18 protein-coding genes are annotated in these 23,348 nt (G+C 63.9%); 12 read left to right on the top strand and 6 right to left on the bottom strand.

Translation table 11 applies throughout. From position 1 onward, the window contains the following. Positions 1-75: 75 nt before the first annotated feature. From OVO38_RS10110 to OVO38_RS10065, 10 genes are all read left to right on the top strand, one after another. Positions 76-522, top strand: coding sequence for a hotdog fold thioesterase (locus OVO38_RS10110; protein ID WP_267208417.1), 447 nt, complete (start codon positions 76-78; stop codon positions 520-522). 99 nt (positions 523-621) lie between these two features. Further along, positions 622-1,617: a 1,2-phenylacetyl-CoA epoxidase subunit PaaA gene (gene paaA / locus OVO38_RS10105; protein ID WP_267208416.1), complete on the top strand. Its 996-nt coding sequence runs from the start codon at positions 622-624 to the stop codon at positions 1,615-1,617. A 33-nt stretch (positions 1,618-1,650) separates the two neighbouring features. Next, positions 1,651-1,950 (top strand): 1,2-phenylacetyl-CoA epoxidase subunit PaaB, encoded by a 300-nt coding sequence (gene paaB, locus OVO38_RS10100; protein WP_095545623.1) that lies wholly within the window; start codon positions 1,651-1,653, stop codon positions 1,948-1,950. Then, positions 1,947-2,780, top strand: coding sequence for a 1,2-phenylacetyl-CoA epoxidase subunit PaaC (gene paaC / locus OVO38_RS10095; RefSeq protein WP_267208415.1), 834 nt, complete (start codon positions 1,947-1,949; stop codon positions 2,778-2,780). The genes paaB and paaC overlap by 4 nt, the downstream gene beginning before the upstream one ends. A gap of 39 nt (positions 2,781-2,819) precedes the next feature. Continuing rightward, positions 2,820-3,350 carry a 1,2-phenylacetyl-CoA epoxidase subunit PaaD gene (paaD, locus tag OVO38_RS10090; RefSeq protein ID WP_122086205.1) on the top strand — a complete coding sequence of 177 codons (531 nt, stop codon included), beginning with the start codon at positions 2,820-2,822 and terminating at the stop codon, positions 3,348-3,350. After that, entirely contained in the window at positions 3,351-4,517 is a 1,167-nt protein-coding gene (paaE, locus tag OVO38_RS10085; RefSeq protein ID WP_267208414.1) for a 1,2-phenylacetyl-CoA epoxidase subunit PaaE, read from the top strand. A gap of 9 nt (positions 4,518-4,526) precedes the next feature. Next, positions 4,527-5,309 carry an enoyl-CoA hydratase/isomerase family protein gene (locus OVO38_RS10080; protein ID WP_267208413.1) on the top strand — a complete coding sequence of 261 codons (783 nt, stop codon included), beginning with the start codon at positions 4,527-4,529 and terminating at the stop codon, positions 5,307-5,309. Positions 5,310-5,350: 41 nt separating this feature from the next. Beyond that, the gene (locus tag OVO38_RS10075) at positions 5,351-6,547 is read left to right on the top strand and encodes a thiolase family protein (protein WP_267208412.1); all 1,197 of its coding nucleotides are present in this window, start codon (positions 5,351-5,353) and stop codon (positions 6,545-6,547) included. Between the two features lie 3 nt (positions 6,548-6,550). Continuing rightward, entirely contained in the window at positions 6,551-7,315 is a 765-nt protein-coding gene (locus OVO38_RS10070) for an enoyl-CoA hydratase/isomerase family protein (protein WP_095545617.1), read from the top strand. A 26-nt stretch (positions 7,316-7,341) separates the two neighbouring features. After that, complete coding sequence (locus OVO38_RS10065; RefSeq protein WP_095545616.1) at positions 7,342-8,181, top strand: 3-hydroxyacyl-CoA dehydrogenase family protein; 840 nt, start codon at positions 7,342-7,344, stop codon at positions 8,179-8,181. A 6-nt stretch (positions 8,182-8,187) separates the two neighbouring features. On the opposite strand, the gene OVO38_RS10060 is transcribed toward OVO38_RS10065, so the two are convergent. After that, positions 8,188-8,589 (bottom strand): PaaI family thioesterase, encoded by a 402-nt coding sequence (locus OVO38_RS10060; protein ID WP_095545615.1) that lies wholly within the window; start codon positions 8,587-8,589, stop codon positions 8,188-8,190. Positions 8,590-8,691: 102 nt separating this feature from the next. Here OVO38_RS10060 and paaZ point away from each other — a divergent pair, with 102 nt between their 5' ends. Together paaZ and OVO38_RS10050 are read left to right on the top strand one after the other, a co-directional pair. After that, the gene (paaZ, locus tag OVO38_RS10055; protein ID WP_267208411.1) at positions 8,692-10,752 is read left to right on the top strand and encodes a phenylacetic acid degradation bifunctional protein PaaZ; all 2,061 of its coding nucleotides are present in this window, start codon (positions 8,692-8,694) and stop codon (positions 10,750-10,752) included. Positions 10,753-10,844: 92 nt separating this feature from the next. Beyond that, positions 10,845-11,780: a DNA adenine methylase gene (locus OVO38_RS10050; protein WP_267208410.1), complete on the top strand. Its 936-nt coding sequence runs from the start codon at positions 10,845-10,847 to the stop codon at positions 11,778-11,780. Here the strand turns inward: OVO38_RS10050 and OVO38_RS10045 are convergent. The 5 genes from OVO38_RS10045 to OVO38_RS10025 all read right to left on the bottom strand — a co-directional run bounded on the left by OVO38_RS10045 (position 11,777) and on the right by OVO38_RS10025 (position 22,964). Beyond that, positions 11,777-12,109 (bottom strand): type II restriction endonuclease, encoded by a 333-nt coding sequence (locus tag OVO38_RS10045; RefSeq protein ID WP_267208409.1) that lies wholly within the window; start codon positions 12,107-12,109, stop codon positions 11,777-11,779. The genes OVO38_RS10050 and OVO38_RS10045 overlap by 4 nt on opposite strands. Next, the gene (locus tag OVO38_RS10040) at positions 12,072-12,695 is read right to left on the bottom strand and encodes a type II restriction endonuclease (RefSeq protein ID WP_267208408.1); all 624 of its coding nucleotides are present in this window, start codon (positions 12,693-12,695) and stop codon (positions 12,072-12,074) included. Before OVO38_RS10040 ends, OVO38_RS10045 begins: the two co-directional genes overlap by 38 nt. Positions 12,696-12,815: 120 nt before the next feature. Further along, positions 12,816-14,012, bottom strand: coding sequence for a sodium/glutamate symporter (gene gltS, locus OVO38_RS10035; protein ID WP_267208407.1), 1,197 nt, complete (start codon positions 14,010-14,012; stop codon positions 12,816-12,818). 210 nt (positions 14,013-14,222) lie between these two features. Then, complete coding sequence (locus OVO38_RS10030; protein ID WP_267208406.1) at positions 14,223-16,568, bottom strand: 3'-5' exonuclease; 2,346 nt, start codon at positions 16,566-16,568, stop codon at positions 14,223-14,225. Between the two features lie 30 nt (positions 16,569-16,598). Beyond that, positions 16,599-22,964: a DEAD/DEAH box helicase gene (locus OVO38_RS10025; protein ID WP_267208405.1), complete on the bottom strand. Its 6,366-nt coding sequence runs from the start codon at positions 22,962-22,964 to the stop codon at positions 16,599-16,601. Positions 22,965-23,348: the final 384 nt, after the last annotated feature.

Raw genomic sequence — 23,348 nt, 5'->3', positions numbered from 1 at the left:
ATCCTGTGCACACCGCCTTCAATCTCTCTATGCTTACGCAATTAACAACCCAGCCAATACCTCAGAGGACACACCATGCACACGATCTTTGGTCCTAATGTCATGTTCACACCAGACACCGAGCAGGTGAAATCGATGTATGAGCAGGATAATTCGCTTGCCCTTCTCGGCATCACCATCACAAAGGTGGAGCCAAACCATACCGAAGGTGAAATGACCATCACCAAGGAAATGTGCAATGGCTTTGACACCATCCAAGGTGGAATCTTGTTCACGTTCGCAGATGCTCTCTTCGCCGGCGCGTGCAACACCACAACTGCGACCCCTACCGTCGCCTCCCAGGTGAATATCCACTTCATCGCCCCAGGCAAGATCGGCACCACCCTGCGCGGCGTCGCCCGCCAAACCCAGACCTGGGGCCGTAATGGACTTACCGACGTCACCATTTACGACGGCGAACGCGCCATCGCAGAATTCCGTGGAATGTCGCGCACCACGTCTCATCCGCCCACAGAAAAGTAGCTCCTCACTCCCCATTCCTCCAATGTGGTTGACGCCACACGTGTACCGACATAGACTTACCGAACGATCGGTTAGTAATTCACACTCGAGGAGGACTCGATGACCCCCGCTCACCTCTCCCCCGTGACAGAAACAAAAGCCGCCCAGCAGGTAGCGGCTGACGGGCAAGCCCTCTTTGACCGGCTCATCTCAGAGGACTCTCGCATCGAGCCCACAGACTGGATGCCTGAGGCCTACCGGAAAACGTTGACACGCCAGATTTCCCAGCACGCTCACTCCGAGATCATTGGCATGCAGCCCGAAGCCAACTGGATCACCCGAGCGCCATCGCTCAAGCGCAAAGCGATCCTCATGGCCAAGGTTCAGGACGAGGCAGGTCACGGCCTGTATCTCTACTCTGCTGCAGAAACCCTTGGCACCTCACGCGATGAACTTGTTCTCCAACTCCTCGAAGGTCGCGCCAAGTACTCCTCCATTTTCAACTACCCCGCCCGAACCTGGGCAGACATCGGCGCGATCGGCTGGCTTGTCGATGGCGCTGCGATCTGCAACCAGGTCCCGCTTTGCCGTGCTTCGTATGCGCCGTATGGACGCGCGATGGTTCGCATTTGCAAAGAGGAATCATTTCACCAGCGCCAGGGCTGGGAGATCTTGTATGAGCTCTCGCACGGCACGCCCGAGCAGAAACAGATGGCCCAGGAGGCGATCAACCGTTTCTACGGCCCTGCGCTCCAAATGTTCGGCCCTCCGGACGCGGACTCGCCAAACTCCCAGCAGTCCATGGCCTGGAACATCAAGCGTTTCTCCAACGACGAGCTGCGTCAGCGATTTGTAGACATGATTGTCCCGCAGGCGGAAGCTCTTGGCCTATCCTTCGAGGACCCGGACCTGAAATGGAACGAGGAACGAGGTCACTACGACTATGGCGAGCTGGACTGGAGCGAATTCAAATCCGTCATCAAGGGCAACGGCCCGCTGAACTCCCAACGCCTGAAGCGTCGCCGAGAAGCCTTTGATAACGGCGCCTGGGTCCGTGAGGCAGCCGCCGCGTACGCGAAGCGTAAGGCAGCGACGGACCACGCGCTCGTCGTTTAGCAATTGCCCCTATTTGAAAAGACAGGAACCCCCATGAGCAACAGCACAGACCGCAACGAATGGGTCCAGTACGAAGTATTTGTCCGCTCTAATCGCGGCCTCTCACACGTTCACGCTGGATCGCTGCACGCCGCCGATGACACCATGGCGCTACGTAATGCGCGCGATCTTTACACCCGCCGCAACGAGGGCACCTCGGTATGGGTAGTCCCATCCGAAGCGATCAGCGCCTCCGACCCCGACTCCAAGGGAGGCTTCTTCGAGTCCTCTAACGGTAAGGCGTATCGCCACGCCACATACTTTGAAAAGTCTGAAGGGGTGCCGCACCTATGAGTTTCACCTCCCAAGATTCTGCAACGAAGCAGTCGCAAGGCGACGCGATCACACCGGAGGACGTGGGCGCTTCTGGCAAGGTCGCCAGTAGCGTCACCGCCCAGTACGCCACAATGCTGGGCGACGATGCCCTGATCCTCGCCCAGCGTCTCGGCTGGTGGATCTCGCGCGCTCCAGAGATGGAGGAAGACATCGCGCTGGGCAACATCGCTCTCGATCTGGTCGGGCACGCCCGCTTCCTCTATACCTACGCAGGCACCGCAACCGGGAAGACCGAAGATGACCTCGCCTACTTCCGCAACGAAGAGGAGTTCCGCTCCGCAGCGATCGTTGAGCAAGAAAACGGCGACTTCGGCCAAACCATCGCCCGCCAGCTGATTGTGTCGTACTACATGTACGGCCTCTATACCGCGCTGGTGAATTCATCGGACAGCATGATCGCATCCATCGCGTCCAAAGCCGTGAAAGAGCTGCAGTACCACGTAGATCACTCGAACCAGTGGGTCCTGCGCCTAGGCCTCGGCACGGACGAATCAAAGCGCCGCATGCAGGCAGGCCTGGAATACATGTGGCCGTACGTGGACGAACTGTTCGAGGATCTTCCGATCCACCACGAGGTCGCTACCGCCGGCATTGGCGTGCTTCCATCCTCCTTGCGCGACGAGTTTGATACGCGGATGAGTGCGGTCCTGGATCACGCGGAGCTCGGTGTTCCCGACGTTGCACAGGCAATGAGCGGGCACCGGACCGGGCGGTTCTCCGAGTACCGCAGTTACATCCTCGGCGAGATGCAGTTCCTAGCCCGGCAGCACCCGGGCGCGACTTGGTAAGCAAGCCCTGCTTAACCCCACCACGGAAGGACAGGATCGTTGGCTATCACCGAACAGGCTCACCGCCCCACCAACGAAAGCGAAGCGCGGCTCTGGGATGTCGCCGCGCAGGTTCCCGACCCGGAGATTCCCGTGATTTCAATTGCGGACCTAGGCATCCTGCGCGACGCGCACTTTGAGGGAGACACCGCGGTCATCACCATCACTCCGACCTACTCCGGATGTCCGGCCATGGGCCACATCACCAACGATGTGGAGTTGGCACTGGCTAAGGCGGGTTATGAGGATTTTCGGGTGGACCTTGTACTCAACCCGGCGTGGACTACGGACTGGATCACGGAAACCGGCCGCGAGAATCTCCGTAGCTTCGGCATCGCGCCGCCACAGGGGCGCGCTGAGCAATCGTCCGGACCGGTCCTGCTCACGTTGGGAGCGCCGCCGCGCATCACGTGCCCGCACTGTGGCTCCGATGACACGAAGGAGATCACTCCCTTCGGCTCCACGTCTTGCAAAGCCCTCTATTCCTGCAACACCTGTTTTGAACCCTTCGACTACTTCAAGGTGCACTAGATGACTCCCACCACAGACACCAAAACCTCGGCGCGCAAGAAAGCCAAGTTCAACTCCCTCGAGGTAGCGGAGGTGAAGAAGCTCACCGACGAAGCTGTCGAGGTAAGCTTCAGCGTCCCCGAGGAACTACGCAACGACTACAACTACGCACCGGGCCAATACGTCGCCCTACGCGCCACCATCGACGGCGAGGAGCTACGGCGCTCCTATTCACTGTGCTCCGCGCCTACCGGTGGAACTCTGAGCGTAGGCATCAAGAAAGACTTCGGCGGCAAGTTCTCTACCTGGGCCAACGAGCAGCTCAAAGCTGGCGACCGGATCGATGTGATGAACCCACAGGGCGCGTTTACCTCGAGAATCCGCATGACTGGCTTGAACGACCCGACTGCTGTTGAAAACGAGCTGCGTCAAATCGAACGTCCACGCGTCGTTGCTATCGCGGCTGGATCCGGCATCACGCCGATCATGGCAATTGCCACAGCCGTTCTGCGTGGCGTAGAAGACGCTTCAGTGGAACTTGTCTACTCCAATCGTGGCGGCGGCGACGTGATGTTCGCGGACAGGATTGGAGACCTCAAGGACAAGTTCCCATCACGCTTCGCCGTTCACCACATCCTGACACGAGAACAGCGGATCAACCCGCTGTTTTCGGGACGCATCGACCACGAAAAGCTCAATTCACTGTTGGACAACGTCATCGACGTCGATGGCGTGGACGAGTGGTTCCTGTGCGGCCCCTTCGAGCTAGTGCAGCTGTGCCGCAACACCCTCGCGGATCGGAATGTAGACGCCGAGAAAGTCCGCTACGAGCTGTTCACTACCGGCACGCCAACTAAGAATGACGGCAACAAAGGTCGCGCGGTGGAAGCCGATCCGGACGGAGACAACGTCCAGATTGATTTCACCCTTGATGGTCTATCTGGCCAGGTCCAGTCACCTGTGTCCGCGCACGAGACCATCCTCAACGCTGCGCTTCGTGTGCGGTCCGACGTCCCATTTGCGTGCGCGGGTGGCGTGTGCGGTACTTGCCGCGCCAAGGTCATCGACGGCGAGTACGAGATGGACGAAAACTTCGCCCTCGAACCCGACGAAGTAGAGCAGGGCTTCGTGCTGACCTGCCAGACCCACGCCACCGGATCATCAATCACCGTTGACTACGACGCATAGGGGCTCACCATGATCGATCTGACTATCTACACTAACGAAGGCGAAAACTACGCCGAGGTCGTGCTGAACAACCCGAAGGCCATGAACTCACTCGGGGAGGATGACCTCGCTGAACTTGGGGCGATTTACGACGAAGCCGCACAGCACGGAGTCCGCGCCCTGCTTCTTCGAGGCGAAGGAAAGGGCTTCTGCGCCGGCCGCAACATCAAGGGACTCGACCCTCGCAATGATGACGCCACTGACTACCTGGCCAACAAGGTCACCCCCGTGTTGAAGAAGATGAGCGAGTTCCCGGCACCCACGTTTGCTGCAGTACACGGGCCGTGCCTCGGGGTCGGACTTGGCTTGGCCATCGCCACCGACATTGTCTACGTGGCTGACGATGCAACGATTGGCTCCCCGTTTGCCAACCTCGGGGCCACGCTCGATTCTGGTGGTCACGCACTGTTTTTCGAGCGACTTGGTGCGCACCGCACCATGGATCTCATCGTTACCGGGGAAATGATGAGTGGCACCGAAGCGGTAGAGGCAGGATTGTTCTCCAGGGCTGTCCCCAAAGATCAGCTGTTCGACTTTACTCGGGAAAGGGTTGAACGAGCCTCACGCGGCGCAACCCAGGCATTTCTCGCCAGCAGAAAGCTGGTCCACGCCATTCGTGATCACGGCACTGGGCTTTGGTCCTCGATCGAACAGGAGAACCTAGCCCAAGGTCAGCTTTGCTCATCAAAAGACTATTTCGAGGGCTTCCAGGCTTTCAACGAAAAGCGCACGCCGAAATTCAGCGGCGCGTAGCCACGGCAGCAAACCAGTACTTGATACAGAAGGAACACCCCATGAATGCACTCTTAGTTTCCGGCAAACGTACCCCGGTCGGCCGATATAGCGGGGCTCTTTCATCCGTACGCCCCGATGACATGGCCGCGCTCGTGATCAAATCCGTCGTTGAGGACGCGAGCTTGCCTCCCGAAGCCGTCGACGACGTGATCATTGGCAACGCAAATGGTGCAGGCGAAGAGAATCGCAATGTCGCCCGAATGGCCTGGCTTCTCGCCGGCTACCCGGATACCGTCCCAGGTATCACGGTCAACCGTCTCTGTGCTTCCAGTATGTCCGCGATCTCGCTGGCAGCAGCGATGGTGGAGACAGGACAGGCCGATGTAGTTGTCGCAGGCGGCGTGGAGTCTATGTCACGCGCACCGTGGGTCATGGAGAAACCAGACAAAGCGTTTGCCAAGCCCGGCGCAACCTTCGATACTTCCATCGGCTGGCGTTTCATCAACCCCACGTTTGCTGACCAAGAAAAGACAACCTTCTCCATGCCTGAGACCGCCGAAGAGGTCGCTCGCGTCAAGAACATCACGCGCGAAGAGGCTGACGAGTTCGCTGTACGCTCGCAGAAGTTGGCGAGCGAGGCCATCAAGTCTGGTCGCTTCAGTTCCGAAATCGTTCCGGTTGAGATACAGGACCGCAAAGGCAATGTGACCGTCGTGGACACAGACGAAGGTCCTCGGCCCGGAACGACCACCGAGGTCCTGGCCAAGCTGCGCCCCGTCGTCGCCGGCGGCAGCGTCGTGACTGCAGGAAATTCCTCCGCGCTAAACGACGGCGCCTCCGCCATCCTCGTCGTTAGCTCGCGAGCTGTAGAGAAGTACAACCTGAAACCGCGCGCTGCAGTGCGCGGCTCCTCTGCGGTCGGTCTTGCACCGGAGATCATGGGAATGGGCCCGGTGCCTGCAACGAGGAACGTGCTGGAGCGAACCGGCTGGGATCTCAACGACGTCGGGGCGATCGAACTCAATGAGGCTTTCGCCACGCAATCATTGGCTTGCATCCGTGAGCTTGGGTTGGACATGGAAAAGGTCAATCGTTGGGGCGGTGCCATCGCACTTGGCCACCCGCTTGGCTCATCCGGTGCGCGCATCACGATCACCCTGCTCAACCGCATGGAACAGGAAGATTCGGAACGTGGCATCGCCACGATGTGCGTGGGGGTCGGGCAAGGTACCGCCATTGCGATCGAAAGGGTGTAGACGTTGAGCAACCAATTTTCTAGGTTTTCTGCCCTCACTGTTGAGGACAGCGGGGCAACCCTGATCATTCGTCTTTCCCGCCCCGAGGTGAAAAATGCCATCGACCAGACCATGGTGGACGAGCTACACGCTGTGTGTGCCTACCTAGAAGAGAACCCCCAGGTAGCAATCATCGTCGGCACCGATGGGATCTTCGCGTCCGGCGCAGACATCGCGCAGTTGCGTGAGCGCCGCCGCGATGATGCGCTGCGCGGTATTAACAACACAATCTTCCACCGGATCGCCAAGCTTCCCATGCCCGTCATCGCGGCTATCGACGGCTACGCCCTCGGAGGAGGACTCGAGCTCGCACTCGCTGCCGACTTTCGGGTAGCTACCGCACGTGCCAAGTTCGGCCAGCCAGAGGCTGGGTTGGGCATCATCGCTGCCGCGGGAGGCACCTGGCGGCTACGTGCTGCGGTCGGTGAGCCACTCGCCCGCGACATCCTGTTAGCCGGCCGGGTCCTCGATGGCGAAGAAGCTCTGCGACATCAGCTGGTTTCCTCGTTGGCAGAACCGGAGAAGCTCGAAGCCGAAGCGCTCGAGCTGGCCGGACGGATTGGCAAACAGGACCCGCTTGCAGTGCGCATTACCAAGTCCGTTCTGGCCATGCCGGAAGGCGCACATCCGCAGGTAGACAATCTTGCCCAGGCCATCCTGTTCGAGTCCGAAGCGAAGTTCGACCGGATGCAGGCTTTCCTGGACCGGAAAAAGAACAAGAAGAAGTAGACCCCATACCTAAGGAGATCCCACCTATGAGCGTGCCCACCAACATCGGAGTTCTTGGCGGCGGACGAATGGGCGGCGGCATCGCCCATGCTTTCGTCCTCGCCGGGGCGAACGTCCACGTTGTAGACATCAATGAAGACGCAATTGAAGCCGCGCGGGGTCGAATACACAAGGACATCAAGGGGTCTTTGGCACGCGGCGCTGAGGGAACCTTCGAGGAATACGCATCACGGCTGACGTTGTCTACGGACCCCGCAGATTTTGCCAACTGCGAGGTTATCGTCGAGGCCGTCCCTGAGTTGCTGGACCTGAAGCGGCAGTCGTTCTCGTCGATAAGCGAACATGCGCCGAAGGCTGTTATTGCCACGAATACTTCTTCACTTTCGGTGTCCGAACTCGCCAAGTCGGTGGAGAATGACGTCATCGGTCTCCACTTTTTCAACCCGGTGCCGGCGTCCAAGTTGGTTGAGATTGTTGTCGCGGACTCGACACCTGATGCATTGGTGGAAAGCGCGCGCGATTGGGTTGCGGGCCTAGGCAAGACACCCATTGTGGTCAAGGACGCGCCAGGCTTCGCGTCTTCCCGGCTGGGCGTGGCAATCGCACTCGAGGCTATTCGCATGGTCGAAGAAGGTGTGGCCTCTGCAGAGGACATCGACAACGCAATGGTGTTGGGGTACAAGTTCCCTATTGGTCCTCTGGCGCTGACAGACATCGTTGGGCTGGATGTCCGGCTGGGCATTGCGGAGTACCTCGAATCCACGCTTGGTCCGCGCTTTGCCCCGCCGCAGCTCATGCGCGACATGGTTGCTCGCGGCGAGCTTGGACGAAAAGCCGGAAAGGGCTTCTACGATTACTCGGAGTAGGAGCCTTTAGCCGCGCTTTTCTACGATCGCGTTTGTGATTCGAGCGGTGCACAGGCGCTTTCCAGCGTCGTCCACAACCACCACCTCATGGCTCGTCAGCGTGCGGCCGAGCCGGATTGCCGTCGCGGTCGCGGTGACAAAGCCTTCCCTTCCCGACGAGTGGTGGGTGGCGTTGATGTCCACCCCCACCGCTACTTTGCCCATCGTGCTGGCGTGGATAAGCGCCGCCCAGCTGCCCACCGACTCTGCCAGTGCTGCCATTGCGCCGCCGTGCAGGAGTCCGAGGGACTGCCGGTTTCCGGCAACTGGCATTCGCGCCACGACGCGTTCGGCAGATTCCTCGAGGACTTCCACGCCCATGTGCTTGTCCAGTTCCCCAAGCGTGATCTTCCAAACCTCGTTCATCATGTCCTCCCACCAATGCGTTGTGTCCGTTATACTCGCCATACATTACCGACTGACCGTTCGGTCAGGACCCTCGCGTTTTTGACATCACCGAAAGGATCCCCCATGACCGTAGTCCCCAGCTTTCTTTGCGACCAGTGGGTAGTACCCGACAACACCACAAACGCTCGCGAGGTCCGCGATGCGTCGACAAATGAGCTCATTGCGAAAGTCACCACTGAGGGGCTTGATCTTCCCGGCGCGCTGGAATATGCGCGCACGACGGGGCAGCAGCACTTGCAGGCGCTAACGCTGCACGAGCGCGCGCTCAAGCTCAAAGAGCTCGCTATGTTCCTGAACGAGCACAAGGATTCCCTCTACGCTGAGGCGGCCAAGGCGGGCGCAACTCCTCGCGACAACTTCGTAGATGTGGACGGAGGCATTTCCACCCTGTTCACGTTCTCCTCCAAAGGCCGCCGCGAGATGCCAAACAACAACGTCGTCGTTGACGGCCCGCCGGAAGTCTTTGCCAAAGATTTCTCATTTCAGGGACGCCACGTGTACACGCCACTGCAGGGTGTTGCACTGCAGATCAACGCTTTCAACTTCCCTGTCTGGGGCATGCTGGAAAAGTTTGCGCCCGCGTTTATCGCCGGCGTTCCCACACTGGTAAAGCCTGCGACAGCCTCCGGCTACGTCACCGCAGCGTGCGTGCGACTTATGGCAGAGTCCGGCGTCCTTCCCGCGGGGTCCTTGCAACTGATCTCCGGCTCATTAGGAGACCTGCTGGATTGCCTGGACTACAACGACCACGTTGCATTCACGGGGTCCGCAGCGACAGCGAGCGCTCTGCGCAACCGCGAATCTGTGCGCGATCACGGCGTCCGGTTCACCTCCGAGGCAGATTCACTCAATGCCGCAGTACTCGGTCCAGATGCCACGCCCGGCACTCCCGAATTCGACGCGTACATTTCCATGTTGTTTGCAGAGCAGACCTCGAAAGCAGGCCAAAAGTGCACCGCGATCCGCCGCGCAATCGTGCCGGAGGCGCTCGTAGATGACGTCGCCAATGCCCTAGCGGCCAAGCTCGAGCAAAAAGTCGTCGTTGGCGACCCCCGCGACGATGCAACCACGATGGGACCGCTCGTGTCCGCTGATCAGGCGCAAGATGTTGCCAACGCAGTGCAGACGCTTATCGACGCCGGCGCCACCGTCATTACCGGCGGCCCCAACACCGTCGACGGCGCATTCTTCCAGCCCACTGTGCTCACCTTTGCGGACGCCCGCACAGAGCGCGTCCACGACACAGAAGCGTTCGGCCCCGTTGTCTCTATCATCGGCTACACCGACCTCGACGACGCAATCGACCTGGTTGCGCTGGGCAAGGGTTCCCTCGTCGCCTCTGCAGTGACGCATGACTCCGAAGCGGCACAAAGACTCGCAGTGGGCATTGCTGCCCACCACGGCCGGCTCCACTTTCTTGACCGCGACGACGCCAAGACGTCCACCGGGCACGGGTCTCCCCTCCCCCACCTCGTCCACGGCGGACCAGGCCGTGCAGGCGGTGGCGAAGAACTCGGTGGTGTGCGAGCCATCAAACATTACATGCAGCGAACCGCAATTCAGGGTAGCCCGCAGCACCTCACCTCCATCACCGGCGAGTGGCACCGCGGCGCAGACGTGCGGCGCGCCTCCCGGGAAGAAGTGAGCGCGGGTACCGCGGTCCACCCGTTCCGCAAGGACTTGGCGACGCTAAAGGTGGGCGACCAGTTCGCCTCCGGCCTGCGCCAAGTCACGCTCGATGACATTCTTCAGTTTGCTGAGGAGACCGGCGATACTTTCTATGCGCACACCAACGAAGAGGCCGCCACTGCTAACCCCTTCTTCCCCCGCCGAGTAGCGCACGGGTACCTGCTTGTCTCCTGGGCTGCGGGCTTGTTCGTGGAGCCGCAACCCGGACCAGTACTGGCCAATTACGGGCTGGATAACCTGTCTTTTCTCAAACCCGTGACCTATGGCGACTCCATCCGCGTCGAGCTCACCGCCAAGCGGATCACTCCGCGTGTGACCGACGACTACGGCGAAGTTGTCTGGGACACAGTTTTGTACAACCAGAACGACGAAATCGTGGCGACGTACGACGTGCTCACCCTCGTGGAAAAGGTCAACACGACGTACGCGAACTAGGAGTAGACCACCCCCTTTCCGCAGCGCACGGGCGTGTTCGGCGCGGTTGCTACACTCACCACACAACCGCCACTCGCCCGAAAGGCCCCGCCATGCTCCTGCCGCAGCAGATAGGTCACGTGAACGTGCCGCCGCTGAAGATCCAAGGGATCAAGACCAAACTTGTCCCCTTCATCGCGGCGAACGTTCGGTGGGACGGATCGGGAACCTATTACGAACCGTTTATGGGTTCGGGCGTCGTGGGGTTCAACCTCGCACCCCAACGCGCGGTGTTTGTGGACATCAATCCGCACCTGGTCAACTTCTACCGCAGCATCCAATCCGGGGAGCTCACCGCCTGGAAGGTCCGCGACTACCTGGAGCAGGAAGCGCCGAAGCTGGCCGCAACTCCGGCGGACAAGCACTCCTACTACTACGAGGTCCGCGACCGCTTCAATGAGACCGGCAGCCCCTTCGACTTCCTCTTCCTGCAGCGCAGCAACTTCAACGGCATGATGCGGTTCAACGCCAAGGGCAGGTACAACGTCCCCTTCTGCCGGAAGCCGCAGCGCTTCCAGCCTGCGCTGATTACCAGGATCGTGAACCAGGTCCACTGGGTGGAAACGCTTTTGGCCAAGCGCCCTGAGTGGGAGTTCCGCCACGCCGATTTCACCGACATCATCGGCCAGCTCGCGGAGCAGGACTTTTTGTACTTGGATCCGCCGTACATCGATAGGCATGACGAGTACTTCTGCACGTGGAGCCAGGACCTCGCCGACCAGCTGGCCCGCCAGGTGCAGGACTCCCCCGCCGGGTACGCGCTGAGCATGTGGCACTCCAACATCCACCGCGAGAACACGCATTTGCGCGCCTGGGAGGGCGAGCTGCGCACCACCGAGCACTTCTACCACGTCGGCGCGTCGGTGCAGAACCGCAAGGCGATGACGGAGGCGTTGGTCAATTCGCCCGGGCACGCGGTGCCGGGGGATGAAGTGGCGTCGACAAGCGCCAAAGCAAGCCCCGAAGCGAGCCTGGCAACGCTGTTCTAGTTCAGCCGAATCGCCCAGCCGCGATCGGCCACGAAGTCCTTGTACTGCGCGTAGGACGCGCGCAGCTGCGCGGGGTCGAACGGGGCGCTGTCCTGGCGTTCCAGCCAATCGAAGTACGCGGGCAGGTTCTTGAACTTCGCGCTTTTGACCTCGGCGGAGTCCGCGTTTCTGGGGTGGTTGCGCCAGTAGTGCTCAAACACGTCATGGCCGAGCAGGGCGAACGGGCCGGCGCCGTATTGGAACGGCTCCATCGACGTCGCCTTGAACGTAGCCAAATTGTCGGTGTTGCCGCTACCGGTCTTGTCCCCGGCCAAGCGGTACTTCTCCATGAATGAACGCCACCTCGACGTCCTCGTAAGCGGGGCGGATGCGGTCGATGTTGGCGACGGGAACGCGCGTCGTCTCGAAGCGGTTGGTCCGCGAATACAGGAACGCCAGCACGTAGTGCGCGTCGTAGTCGTCGTACGTGCGGTAGATGTTCTTCGTCCCGTTGCGCAGGTAGCTGGTGAAACTGCCCAGGGTGAAGCCGAACGCGCGCGTCGCCCCGCGCTTGCTCACGCTGCGGTACGTGGACTTGATGTCAATGGCAATGAGCCGCCCGTTCGGCTTCTCCAGCACGAAATCCGGGTACTGGGTCTGCACCTCGCTTTCGCGGAAGGTGTACCCCAACGCATCGGCAAGCTGCTTCACGTACGCCGTCGCCACCACCTCAAACGCACGCCCCACGATCTTCGAGTCATTCCCAAACGTGAACACGTCCCCGTCCTTGTTCACGATCCCCACCAGCTGCCAGTCCGCCGCATCCTTGGGCAGCAGCCCCAGCATCGTGCGCACCACCGCGTCCTCGTGCCGAGGCAGCAGCGCCTCCCGCTCCACTTCGCTTGCCGACGCCACCGGCCCCTCTTCAATCCGCATTCCCCTACCCTAAACCAGGGCGGTCTCGCTTATCGACGCCACCGCGCCCGGCGTGTTGGGCGGTCACCCGCGCCTCTGCCTATCAATGGAGCCAAAGCGAATCCCCCCCATCCCCGGTGGTTACGCTATCCAGTTGAGGCAGAAGACGATCCATGGCAGCGCAACAATGTCAATCAGCACGGCACCCGAAAGTGGGACAACCACCATTGCTACCTTTGACTGCAGTCCGTGCTTGCGGCCAACCGCGTCCATGTTGGCGACCGCGTTCGGAGTGCCGCCAAGACCGTGACCCATCATGCCTCCGCAAATGACCGCTGCATCGTAGTTTCTGCCCAGAACCCGAAAAACAACAAACACGACCAAAGCAGCAAGTACAGCAACCTGTACAAGCAAGATGACCAGGAGCGGCAGTGCGAGATCGTAGAGGTCCCAAATCTTGAGACTCATCATGGCTTGGGTGAGGAAGTAGCCTAAGGAGACGTCAGAAATCAGCTTGAGGGTTTTCCCGTGAATCTTCACCCAACCAAGCGCGTCATTCAGGTTGCGCAAGACAATCGCAATGAGCATGGCACCGACGTATCCCGGCAGCGAGTACCCGGTCCATTCACCGAAGAGCTCGCCCAGGTAGACACCGATCACGACCACTACGCCGATCACGGCCGCAGTCGCGGTGACGGACCCTTCGCTGATGTCTGAGTCGTTGTCCACTCCGCACTCTTCGACGTTGCCGATATCGTGGGTCTCCACCGCGAGGTTGTTTCGCTTGATGAGCCAGGTTGCCAAGGGGCCGCCAATGAGCGATCCGGCGATCAACCCAAATGTTGCCGCCGCAATAGCGACAGCGGTAGCACCTTGCGCGCCAAGCTCTTCTGCCGTTGGACCGAACGCCGCAGCAGCGCCGTGGCCACCTTCGAGTGAAACAGCTCCTGCCATGATGCCCAGAAGCTCGTCGAGCCCCAAGACCTTGGCAAGGCCAATTCCAACGAGATTCTGGAGAATCGCTACCGACCAACACGCCAGCAGGTACACCATGAGAAAACGCCCGCCAGTTTTGATCAGGCTGAGCGATGCTCCCAGACCAATCGTGGTGAAGAACGCCAACATTGCGGGCGACTGCAGCGTGGTGTCAACCGTGAGCTCAACCGATCCCCACTCCCGCAGCCCAAGCACCACAAGAGCAAAGAGAAAACCCCCAACCACGGGCCCCGGAATGGCAAACATGCTGAATGCCTTCCAGCTTCTCGCCGCCCAAGCGCCAAACAACAGCAAAAGCAATGTGATCGCTGCCGAGCTGATCAGTCCTATCTCAATTTGCATATGTCACCCTCTTTCATCATTTGTGAACACGATTACTTTAAACACCACAGTGAGGTAGCTCGCTCTTCGGGCGGGGGTTATCACCTTCACAAGGAAGAAGAAAGGGTCAAACAAACAACGATCCATGTACCGAAAGAACAAAGGTCCCGCGTAGCTCGGTAGCCGGTCGGCTTTCCGGTCCCGCAGGACCTTGTTTAAGGGCGGTCTCCCCTACACCTCCGGCAGCAGCTCCGACTGCTCGCCCACCGTCGTGATCACCAGCGCGTCGCGGGCGCGCGAGGCGGCGACGTAGAGCAGGGAGCGCTCCTGCTGCAAAGCGGCGGCGCGGTCGTCGTCGGACAGCCCGGCGAGGCGGAAGGGCTGCGGGAGGATGTCGCGGCCCACGCTCATCAGGATGACGTGCGTGAACTCCATGCCCTTGGCGCCGTGCATGGTCATCACGGCTACCTGCTCCCCCGACGCGTGTGCCGCGTCCTTGGTCTGCACAGCGTCGATGCCGTGGTCGGCCAGCCCGCTGACAATGCGGCTCAGCTGCCCGCGGGTGCGGCACATCACGCCGATGCGGGGCTCGTGGACCTCGTCGGCGTCCAGCCAGTAGTTGATGTAGGCGGCCGCTGCGTCGAACTCCTCGTCCGGCGTGGCGCAGCGCAGGAGCTGGGGGTTCGGGCCGGAACGGGCGGATCGGTAGCCGTGGGTGTCATCGGTCTCTCCCGCGGAGTCGGTGAACTCCCCCGCCGCGCTGAGGATGCGCACGGCGTAGTCCAGGTTTTCCTTGGTAGTGCGGTAGTTCAGCGTGAGCTTGCGCGACGCCTTGCCGCGCGTGGAGATGCCGAAGCGGCTGAGCACCAGGGGCTGGCCGTAGATGCGCTGGTGGGAGTCCTCGGCGAGGAAGATGTCGTTGGGGCCCGGGTCCACGCAGGCGCGGAGGAAGCGCCAGTGGCCGGCGTTGAAGTCCTGGGCCTCGTCAACCACGACGTGGTCGAACAGGGCGCGGTCGGTGCGGTCGCGTTGGATGCGCAGGAGTTCGGCGCCCACGGCGGACATGGTGGGCCAGAACAGCTTGCCGTCCACTGCCTGGGTCTGCATCGCGGACTGCAGGAGCGTCCACACCACCTTTCGTTGAGCCCTACTCAACGGCGTGCCTCGGCCGGTACGAGCCACCTTGAGGTACTCCGCCTTGGTGGTGATGGAGTTGGCCAGCACAACGCCCTCGTACTCGCGCTGGAGGAAGGTCTCGTTGGTGGTGCCGGCGGGGAGGGAATCGGCGACGGTGGCGTCGATAAGCAAGAGCCCTCCCCAGACGCGGGCGGCCTCGTCGTTGCTGTACGGGCGCACGCGCGGGGTGCCGGTGCCGAGGACGCGGCGGGTGGCCTCCTCGACGTCGGCGGGCGCCGCATTGGAGATCACATGGCGGACCAGCTTGTCAATGTTGGTGACGCACAGGCCGGGCTCGCCGGGCTCCGCGGCGGGATAGTTGGGGTTGAGCGCGGCCATTTGCTGGCGCAGGCCGCCCGCCAAACCATCGGTGAAGGTGGTGAGCAGCACGCGGGGATGACCCCGCTTGAGCAGGTGATTCGCGCGGTGGACAGCCACGACCGTCTTGCCGGTGCCGGCGCCGCCGAAGACGCGGGCCGAGCCCTTGTGGTCGCCCTCGACGATGCGGCGCTGCTCCGGGTGGATGTACACGCGCCACTGGTCGAAGCTGCCGGACTCGATGACCGCGCGCAGCGAGTCGGTGTCCACGTCGTCCACGTAGGCGAACTCCAGCTGGGCGGCGTCCTGCTTGAGGCCGGCGAGGATGCGCGCGTCCTCGGAACCCGGCTGGTCAGCGGCCTCGCCCGCAGCGTCGGTGGTGAGGTTGAGCATCTCCTTGACGTTGTCAATCGTGTAGCCGGCGACGAGCCCCTCCACGGCCTCCGTCTCCCACTTCGGGCGGCCCTGCATGAGCGCCACCAGCTGGGATTCCCGGGTGAGCACGAAGAGCATCTCCGCGATCGTCTCGTCCACGCCGAGCTCATCGTGCAGCAGCGCCGGCGTGTACCCGTGCTTCTCCAGCTCGGTGCGAGGCGGCACCTCCTCCGGCTTCAGCTCCACCGCCGTGATATCCGCCTGCGCCTTGGCCAGCTCCTCGGCCTCGCGGGCCGCCTCCTCGGCCTTGCGCTGCGAGTCCGATACCTCCGGCTCGTGAGCGTCCGAGTCGTCCGCACCATCCGGTGCCGTCCGCTCGATCAGCTCCGTGATGCCGTTGACCGCGTTGGCGCGCAGCTCCAGCCGGGCCGGGTCGAAGCGGCGCGCGGACTCGATGCCCTCGTCGTGCGAGTCGACATGGACGAGGACGAAGTGGTGCACGTCGCCGTCGCGAAGCTCAAAGAGCACGGCGCGGAACTGGTCATTGATGCGCCCGGTGCGCACGCGCTTGTCCACCGAGTTCTTAATGGTCTTGATGTTCAGCGACGGGTTCGTCGGATCCGCGGCGAGCGTCTGCAGGAAGTCCATCGTGGGCTTCATCAAACTGCCGTCCAGCTTCAACCCGCCGTACAGCGAGAAGGTCACCATGCTGTTACTCCTTCATGTCCTGGTCCGATGCTAGTTGCCCAGCAGTGCCTGCGGAATCGCGTCCGGGGTCAGCCCCTCCGGATGCACAATGGTCCACCCGCCGCGCACGAGGTCCGCCTCGGCCTCCGCGTACGACGGGTCCGCCTCCAGCAGCAGCGCCACCTTCGCCTCGCGCCAGATCAGCGCGGTGGGCAGGCTGCCCAGCTCCTCGCCGATCTCGCTCGCCGGCGCCGCGTGCTGAGCGGCAAGCGTGCGCAGCGCCGCCACCACGGCCTCCTCGTCCTCGAATTCCTCGATCGCCTCGGCCCAGGCCCCAGCGACCTGCGGCGCGGGCTCCGCGGGCAGGGTTCGCTTCTCGACGCCCCCCGCACTCGTCTCCACACGCACACCCTGACCCGCAAGCCAGAGCACGTTGGCCATGCGCAAGTACTCGTTCCACGCGTCGGCCTCCAGCACTCCCGCGGAGGTGTCCATGAACAGGCGCTCGGGCGCGAACTCGGTTGGAGAGATCGGGCGCAGGTCCAGGCACGCCCCGCTCGGCAGGGCGACGCGGACCATGGAATCGACCACGCTCTGCTGCCTGCCCGGCGCGCCCAGCACCAGCTCGGCCAGCCCGCGTCCCAGTGTGGGGAAGGTGGCGGTGCGGGGCGCCTTGAGGTAGCGCAGCAGCTGCTCCATGGGGGAGGCGAGCAGGAAGTCGACGGCGTCGCTGTCCAGCTTGGGCAGGCCCGAGATCGTCCGGCGCAGCTCCGTGGTGACCCACCAGGGGGCGGCGGCGTCGGCGCCCTCGCGCTCGAATCTGTCCAGGTCGGCGTCGGTGAGGTTCCACGGGATCGTGTCGTCCTCGTGGTGCAGGGTGGCGCGCTTGATCATGTCCTGCGGGAAGCGGAAGTGCGCCTGGCTGGCGTGGTAGGCGTAGCCGTCCGTGTACACGGCGACGGGGCGGATGTCGCCGCGGCGCCGGTGGGTGAACAGGAAGTCGGGGACCGTGTGTCCCTTGTTCACCTGCTCCTTCATCACCCACTGCTCGCCGCTGGCGCCGGGGAACGTGATCTCCAGTTCCATGCGCCCGGCGTTCGGGCGATCCGTCACTGTGACGTTTCGCGCCTCGAGCGCGGCGCGCAGCACCTCGCGGAAGCGCAGCTCCAGGGTGGAACCCTCGTCGGGCGCGGGCGGGGTGGTCTGCGGCTCCCACGGCACCGCGAGCGCGTCCGCGCCGTCGGCCGGGTGGGCCTCGTTGCGCAGGATGGCGCGGATGGCGCGCTCGGCAGCGCCGCGCGAGGTCACGTCCTTGTGGCGGAACTCGGTGTAGGGGAGCAGGCAGTGCGCGCAGGCGAGGCGCTCGTCGCTGTGGCACTCGCACGCCGCCACGCGCCGGTACGCCTGCTCGAACAGGCCGCGGACCTGCTCCGGGGAGGCGAACTGGGAGAGATAGCCGGTGCCGCCCGGCACGCTGTCGTGCAGGAGCAGCGCCTCGATCACGCCGCCGCCCGCCGGGTTGGGCACCGTCACCGTGTCCACCTTGAGGTGCTCCGGGTCGCCGCCGAGCACCTCCTTGAAGCCCAGGCGCAGTGCCGCGGTGAGGCTGGGCACGGTGGCCTTGTCGCCGGCGGTGAGCGTGCGCGGGATGTGCAGCAGCACGCCCTGGGTGCGCAGCGAGCGGCCGAGCGCGGTGGTGACCGTGTCCTCGTCGCGCTCCTTGCGCTGCGGGCACCAGGGGCGGTGGTCCCACTTGCTGTTCTCGCCACGGGCGGAGTCCACGTGGCCGCAGATCCGGCACAGCGTGAACAGGGGAGCGTCCACCTCGCGCCCGGCGAGCATGCGCGGCTGCGCCTGGCCCTTACCCAGGTTGAACCAGCTCAGGTCCGCCTGCGGCAGGTACTCGGCGCCGAAGCCGCCGCTTAAGTACCAGTGCCCGCCGTCGGGGGCGTGCTCGGGCACGGCAAAGGACATGGCGGTGTGGAAGAAGGTGGTGCGGCGCTCCTCGGCGGAGGCGTCGATGGTGGCGTTGCTGCGGTCCACCTCGGCGGCCACCTTGCGCATCTGGATCACGTCCATGAGCTGGCCCTTGTCCGCAAAGGCGGCGGCGCCGCAGCGCGGGCACGGACCAGCCCCCGGGGTCGCGCCGCCGGAGGCGACGCGCTCGCCGTAGGAGCACTCCGGGCACAGCCGCCACTGCTCGATGTTCTGGCCATCAAAGCCCATCTCCACCGAATCGATGGTGGCGGCGATGCCGCGGGCGTAGAAGGTGGCGCCCGGCGCGAGCTCCTGTAGGGCGGAGGAAACGCCGCGTTCCACCTCGAAGCTTTCCGGCATGAACTCCATGGTGGTGGGGTTGAGGTAGGAGATGGCCACGGCGAGTTCGACGGAGTCGTCGATAAGCGTGAAGTTGGGCAGCAGGCCGTAGCGCTCCAGGGCGGAGATCCAGCGCTCGCCGAAGGCTAGTTTGTACAGGTCGCGCTTGGTTCGCTTGAGCGCGGCCTTGACGCTGCGCTTCTCGCGCTCGAGGTCCTCGTCGATGAACTCGGCGTCCAGGTTGGCGGCGCCGGCGTCGCGCGCTTTCAGCTCGGCCTCGATCTCGTTGAGGTCGCGCTCGCGTTGCTTCAGCTGCTGCACTTCGGCGTCCCACTGCTCGCGGGCGGCGGTGAGTGCGCCGGCGAAGGAGTCGGGGCCCCGCCCGGTGGCCCAGGCGCGCACGCGCGAAAGCAGCTCCGGGTCCAGCTCCTCACGGGCGAGCGAGTCCAGGAACTCGTCGACGCGGGGGCCGACTCCGGCGGAAATGATCTGCTGCAGGGCGTCGATAAGCGGCACGCCCTTGCGGCCAAAGACCGACTGGGCGTTGGTGGTCTCCACGCCGAGGGCCGGGAGGTCGGTCGAGTCGATGAGGTAGGCGGCGACCTGGCGGTGCAGGATCTCGGTGGCGGAGAGGAAGGCGGCCGGCGGGGCGACGGCGCCGGAGATGACGCCGAGCGGCTCGTTGAGCTTGGGCAGGGTGGGCCCACGGCCGCGCACGAACGCGAGGACGAGCGAGTTGCCGGTCAGGCGCCCGGCGCGCCCCACACGCTGCACGTAGTTGGCCACGGTGGTGGGCAGGGAGGCGAGCATGACGGTGGACAGATCACCGATGTCAATACCCATCTCCAGCGTCGGGGTGGCCACCAGCACGTTCGGGGCGTCCGCCGTCGGGGCCTCGCCGCCGCGGAACGCGCGCTCCAGCGCGAGGCGCTCCTCCGGCGGGACCAGGCTCGTGTGCTCCTTCGCCACCACGGTGCGCGGCTGCGCGGAGGTGTAGAGGCGCCAGTAGTAGTTCGGCTCCACGGGCACCTCCTGGTAGGTCCCGGAGCAGCCGGGGGTCGCGCACGCCTGCCCATTCATCAGTGTTCGCGCATGCTTATCGACGCCCAACTGCGCGTGGCAGATCCCACACCGCAACAGCTTCGGTGCGGCCTCGCTGGAGACCACGACCTGCTCCGGCTCGAGCGCGTAGATGGTCCCGCCCGTCTTGGTCTGCACCGACGTCATGGCGTTGCGGCTGGCCAGGGCGGCGAAGAAGTCGCGGAGCACGCTCGCCGAGTCGTGCGTGGACAGTCCCAGCATAGTGGAGGTCCAGCGGGCGTAGCGGCCGCGCGGGCTGGACAGGGGAGTAATGCCCCGGTCCTTGTCATTGAGCGACTCGCCCACGCGCGGGAACTCGGGCGCGCCGCCGCGGGGGAAGGGCGGCACGCCCTTGGACTTGGCCAGCCGATTGTGCAGGTGCCAGCTGTTGCCGTCGTCGCGCAGGTAGGACTTCAGCCACGGGTGGTTGATACCGCCGCGCTCGCGGACCTGCTCCACCACGCCGCGCGCCCAGCGCAGCTGCACGTCGGCGTCGCCGCTGATGGTGGACTGCTCGGCGGCGCGAGATATGGCCTCGCGGGCGGCGGAGGCGAGCACGGCGTCCGGGATGTCCACGCCGACATTCAGCGCGCCGGTAAGCGTGAGCGAGCGGGCCAGGTCGGCGCGTTGGCCGAACTCCAGGGCGGCGTCGAAGGCGAGGCGCTGCTTCGCCTCGCGGGTGGCGCTGCGGCGGGCCTGGGCATCCACGCTGAAGTCCCAGAACGGGCGGTAGTTCACCGTGTCGGCCAGCTCCGGGGGCAGGAGCTCGTAGCGTGCGCGGGCGGGGTCGTTGTCGGGGGAGTGGTGCACGGCGGCGTCGATAATGCGCTGCGGCATCTCGGCGAGGCTCACCGTCTCATCGCCTACGACCGCGTAGGTGAAGGTGCGCAGCGCGAAGGCGTGGGAACGGGACTGGACGAAGCCTGCGCGGTGGGCGGCGTCCTGCACGGAGTCGGCGAAGACGAGCGTCTTCTTCTCGTCCTGGTCCAGCTCGCCCATGCCGAAGAGGTTGGACAGCCCCACGGACAGCAGCGTGGCCACGCGCGAACCGATGAAGCGGATGGTGTCCGGCTCGCCGCACGACGGGCAGACCTGGTCCTTGGCGTAGTCGGCGGCGTCTTGGCCCGAGTAGGTGAGCACGGGCACGGAGGTGCCGCGCGAGAGCTCCTCCGCGCTGGGGGCGGCGGTGGACAGCGCGCGGGTCTCCGTGTGCAGCCACATGGGGGTGCGCTTGCCCTCGGGGTCGCGGGTGGCGGTGAAGTCCACACCGTCGGTGGTGGCCTGGCGCAGCTCGTTGATGGCGGTGATCAGGGGGCGCTGGCGCTCGATGTGCTCGATGGACTGCGTGCGGATCTCCGCCGGGTCCAGGATCGGCGCCTCGGTGCCCGGCTCCAGGCTGGTCATCCACCCGGCGCGCCCGCAGGCACGGCAGTAGCAGGCGGGCAGCCACACGGCGGGGGCTTGCTCGTCCGTGGCTTCGGCGGTGACGTCGGCGCCCTCGCCGACCACGCCGTCGTCGTACCAGCGGAACTCCTTGCCGTCCGCGGTGGGGGTCACGGCGCGGTCGATGCGCGATACCTCGCGCACCCACAGGTGCGTATCCACACCCGGCAGTCGCTTGCCCTCAAACCCGTACTTCTCGCCCGCGAGCGCGCGCAGGTGCGCCACCGCCGTGAGCAGGTGCGTGACAAACTCGGCGGCCTCGTCGCCCCTGAGCTGGCGCACCACTGCCTGCCCCAGCACCGCCTCCGGCAGGGCGGTCGCCTCGCCCGCGCGCGCCACCATGGGCCGCGCCTGCGCCGCTGCCTCGATGATCGCCCTGGTCAGCGGGTGTTGCGCGTACGCGGCGATCGTCGCCTCGAGCGCCTCGCCGCAGCCCCACACGCGCCTGCGAAACACGTCCAGCACCACCTCGGCGTGCTCGCGCCCCGTCGCGTCCCCCGCGATCGCGCCCAGCACCTCACGGATGGCGTCTACGCTGGGCATTTCGCCTATCGACGCCCCCTCATTCCCCCCATACGTCCCCGCCATCTCCGCCTGCCACTGGTCGAAGGTCAGCGCGGTTTCTCCGATCAGCGCGTCGGCGGGGAAGGGCTCGCCGAAGATGGTGCGCGCGAACTCCAGGATGCGGCCCGTATCGCCCTCGCCGCCCAGCGTGGCCGACGTGGCCACCGGCGTGACCCGGCCCAGCGGGTTGTCCGCGTACTCGCCCAGGAACCCGTCCGGCTGGTGCGACTTCAGCATGAGCCCCAGGCGGCGCAGGAGGAGCGCGACGTCGGTGCCCTGCGCGCCATCGTAGGTGTGGAACTCATCGAGCACCAGGTACTGCAAGGAGGTGGCGCTGAGGCACCAGATGTCGCGGTCGGCGGGGCGCAGCAGCAGCTCGTCGAGCATCTTGTAGTTGGTGAGCAGGATGTCCGGCGGGTTCTTGCGCAGGGTGTCGCGGTCCGTGATCAGCGAGTCCTCCGACACCCTGGTCACGCCCGTGTTCTGGTCGCCGACGTAGATGCCGGCGTCCACGCCCTCCAGCCCCGCCTCCGAGGTGAGCAGGGTGGCCAGGCGGCTGGCCTGGTCGTTGGCCAGCGCGTTCATGGGGTAGAGCAGCAACGCTTTGACGCCGCGCTGCCCCGTTTCCCGCATCCGTTTCGCGTGGGCGAGGATGGGGTAAAGGAAGGCCTCCGTCTTACCGGAGCCGGTGCCCGTGATCACCAGGGTGGGCTCTGGGCGACGCTCGCCCACCTGGGTGCGGCTGCGGAGGCGCTGAAAAGCTTCTGCCTGGTGGTGATAGGGAGTAAACCAGGCGGGGAGCCACCCCAGCAGCCCCTCCCACTGCGTGGCGCGCGCATAGGGTAGGCGGGTACGCACGTAGGGGCCGCGGAACATGCCGGTTTCGGTGTCGTCCAGAAACGACCTCAGCGCCTTCGCAGTATCCGGGTTGGCCAGCGAGAACGTCGTGGTGAGGTACTCGGTGACGCCCTCAAGGACGTGCGCGGACGCGTGGACGGGAAGAAGAGTAGACACGTCTTCTTACTGTATGGGGTGAAGCGCGATCCATCAGGTGAACCCCTCAAACCGTAAACGGACGCCCGCAGTAAATATCCTCATTGCTCTTATCCTGGAAAGGAGCTAAGAGGTAGCGGCTTTTCCATGGGCAGGGAACCCTCCACAGGTACAGATCATTACCTATATAACCGTCCTCCCGTTGCGCTCATGCTGTTTCAGGTCGGGGACGTGGAAATCTAACACTCCACCCGCACAGCACCGCCCGACCCCCGCCCGGCCACCGGGGTGCGGGGAGCCACATGATGAGAATGCGTAAAATTTCCCCGCCCCAGAAAGGCCTAGACCCTCCCACCTGGGAGTTCTCAGGACCCAAGCGAGGGCCCGGGGAAATCTGTCACTCCC

This window comes from Corynebacterium sp. Marseille-P8863 (assembly GCF_946902955.1).
In the GTDB taxonomy this organism is placed as follows: domain Bacteria; phylum Actinomycetota; class Actinomycetes; order Mycobacteriales; family Mycobacteriaceae; genus Corynebacterium; species Corynebacterium gottingense.
The sequence above is the reverse complement of the archived record's forward strand: the minus strand, read 5'-3'. Positions and strand labels throughout refer to the sequence as shown.

Excerpts from the sequence above, each read along its gene's own strand:
- paaZ (WP_267208411.1), top strand. The coding sequence starts at position 8,692 with ATGACCGTAGTCCCCAGCTTTCTTTGCGACCAGTGGGTAGTACCCGAC.
- OVO38_RS10050 (WP_267208410.1), top strand. The coding sequence starts at position 10,845 with ATGCTCCTGCCGCAGCAGATAGGTCACGTGAACGTGCCGCCGCTGAAG.
- OVO38_RS10065 (WP_095545616.1), top strand. The coding sequence starts at position 7,342 with ATGAGCGTGCCCACCAACATCGGAGTTCTTGGCGGCGGACGAATGGGC.
- OVO38_RS10080 (WP_267208413.1), top strand. The coding sequence starts at position 4,527 with ATGATCGATCTGACTATCTACACTAACGAAGGCGAAAACTACGCCGAG.
- OVO38_RS10030 (WP_267208406.1), bottom strand. The coding sequence starts at position 16,568 with ATGGTGACCTTCTCGCTGTACGGCGGGTTGAAGCTGGACGGCAGTTTG.
- gltS (WP_267208407.1), bottom strand. The coding sequence starts at position 14,012 with ATGCAAATTGAGATAGGACTGATCAGCTCGGCAGCGATCACATTGCTT.
- paaC (WP_267208415.1), top strand. The coding sequence starts at position 1,947 with ATGAGTTTCACCTCCCAAGATTCTGCAACGAAGCAGTCGCAAGGCGAC.
- paaA (WP_267208416.1), top strand. The coding sequence starts at position 622 with ATGACCCCCGCTCACCTCTCCCCCGTGACAGAAACAAAAGCCGCCCAG.
- OVO38_RS10110 (WP_267208417.1), top strand. The coding sequence starts at position 76 with ATGCACACGATCTTTGGTCCTAATGTCATGTTCACACCAGACACCGAG.
- paaB (WP_095545623.1), top strand. The coding sequence starts at position 1,651 with ATGAGCAACAGCACAGACCGCAACGAATGGGTCCAGTACGAAGTATTT.
- OVO38_RS10075 (WP_267208412.1), top strand. The coding sequence starts at position 5,351 with ATGAATGCACTCTTAGTTTCCGGCAAACGTACCCCGGTCGGCCGATAT.
- OVO38_RS10045 (WP_267208409.1), bottom strand. The coding sequence starts at position 12,109 with ATGGAGAAGTACCGCTTGGCCGGGGACAAGACCGGTAGCGGCAACACC.
- paaE (WP_267208414.1), top strand. The coding sequence starts at position 3,351 with ATGACTCCCACCACAGACACCAAAACCTCGGCGCGCAAGAAAGCCAAG.
- OVO38_RS10060 (WP_095545615.1), bottom strand. The coding sequence starts at position 8,589 with ATGATGAACGAGGTTTGGAAGATCACGCTTGGGGAACTGGACAAGCAC.
- OVO38_RS10040 (WP_267208408.1), bottom strand. The coding sequence starts at position 12,695 with ATGCGGATTGAAGAGGGGCCGGTGGCGTCGGCAAGCGAAGTGGAGCGG.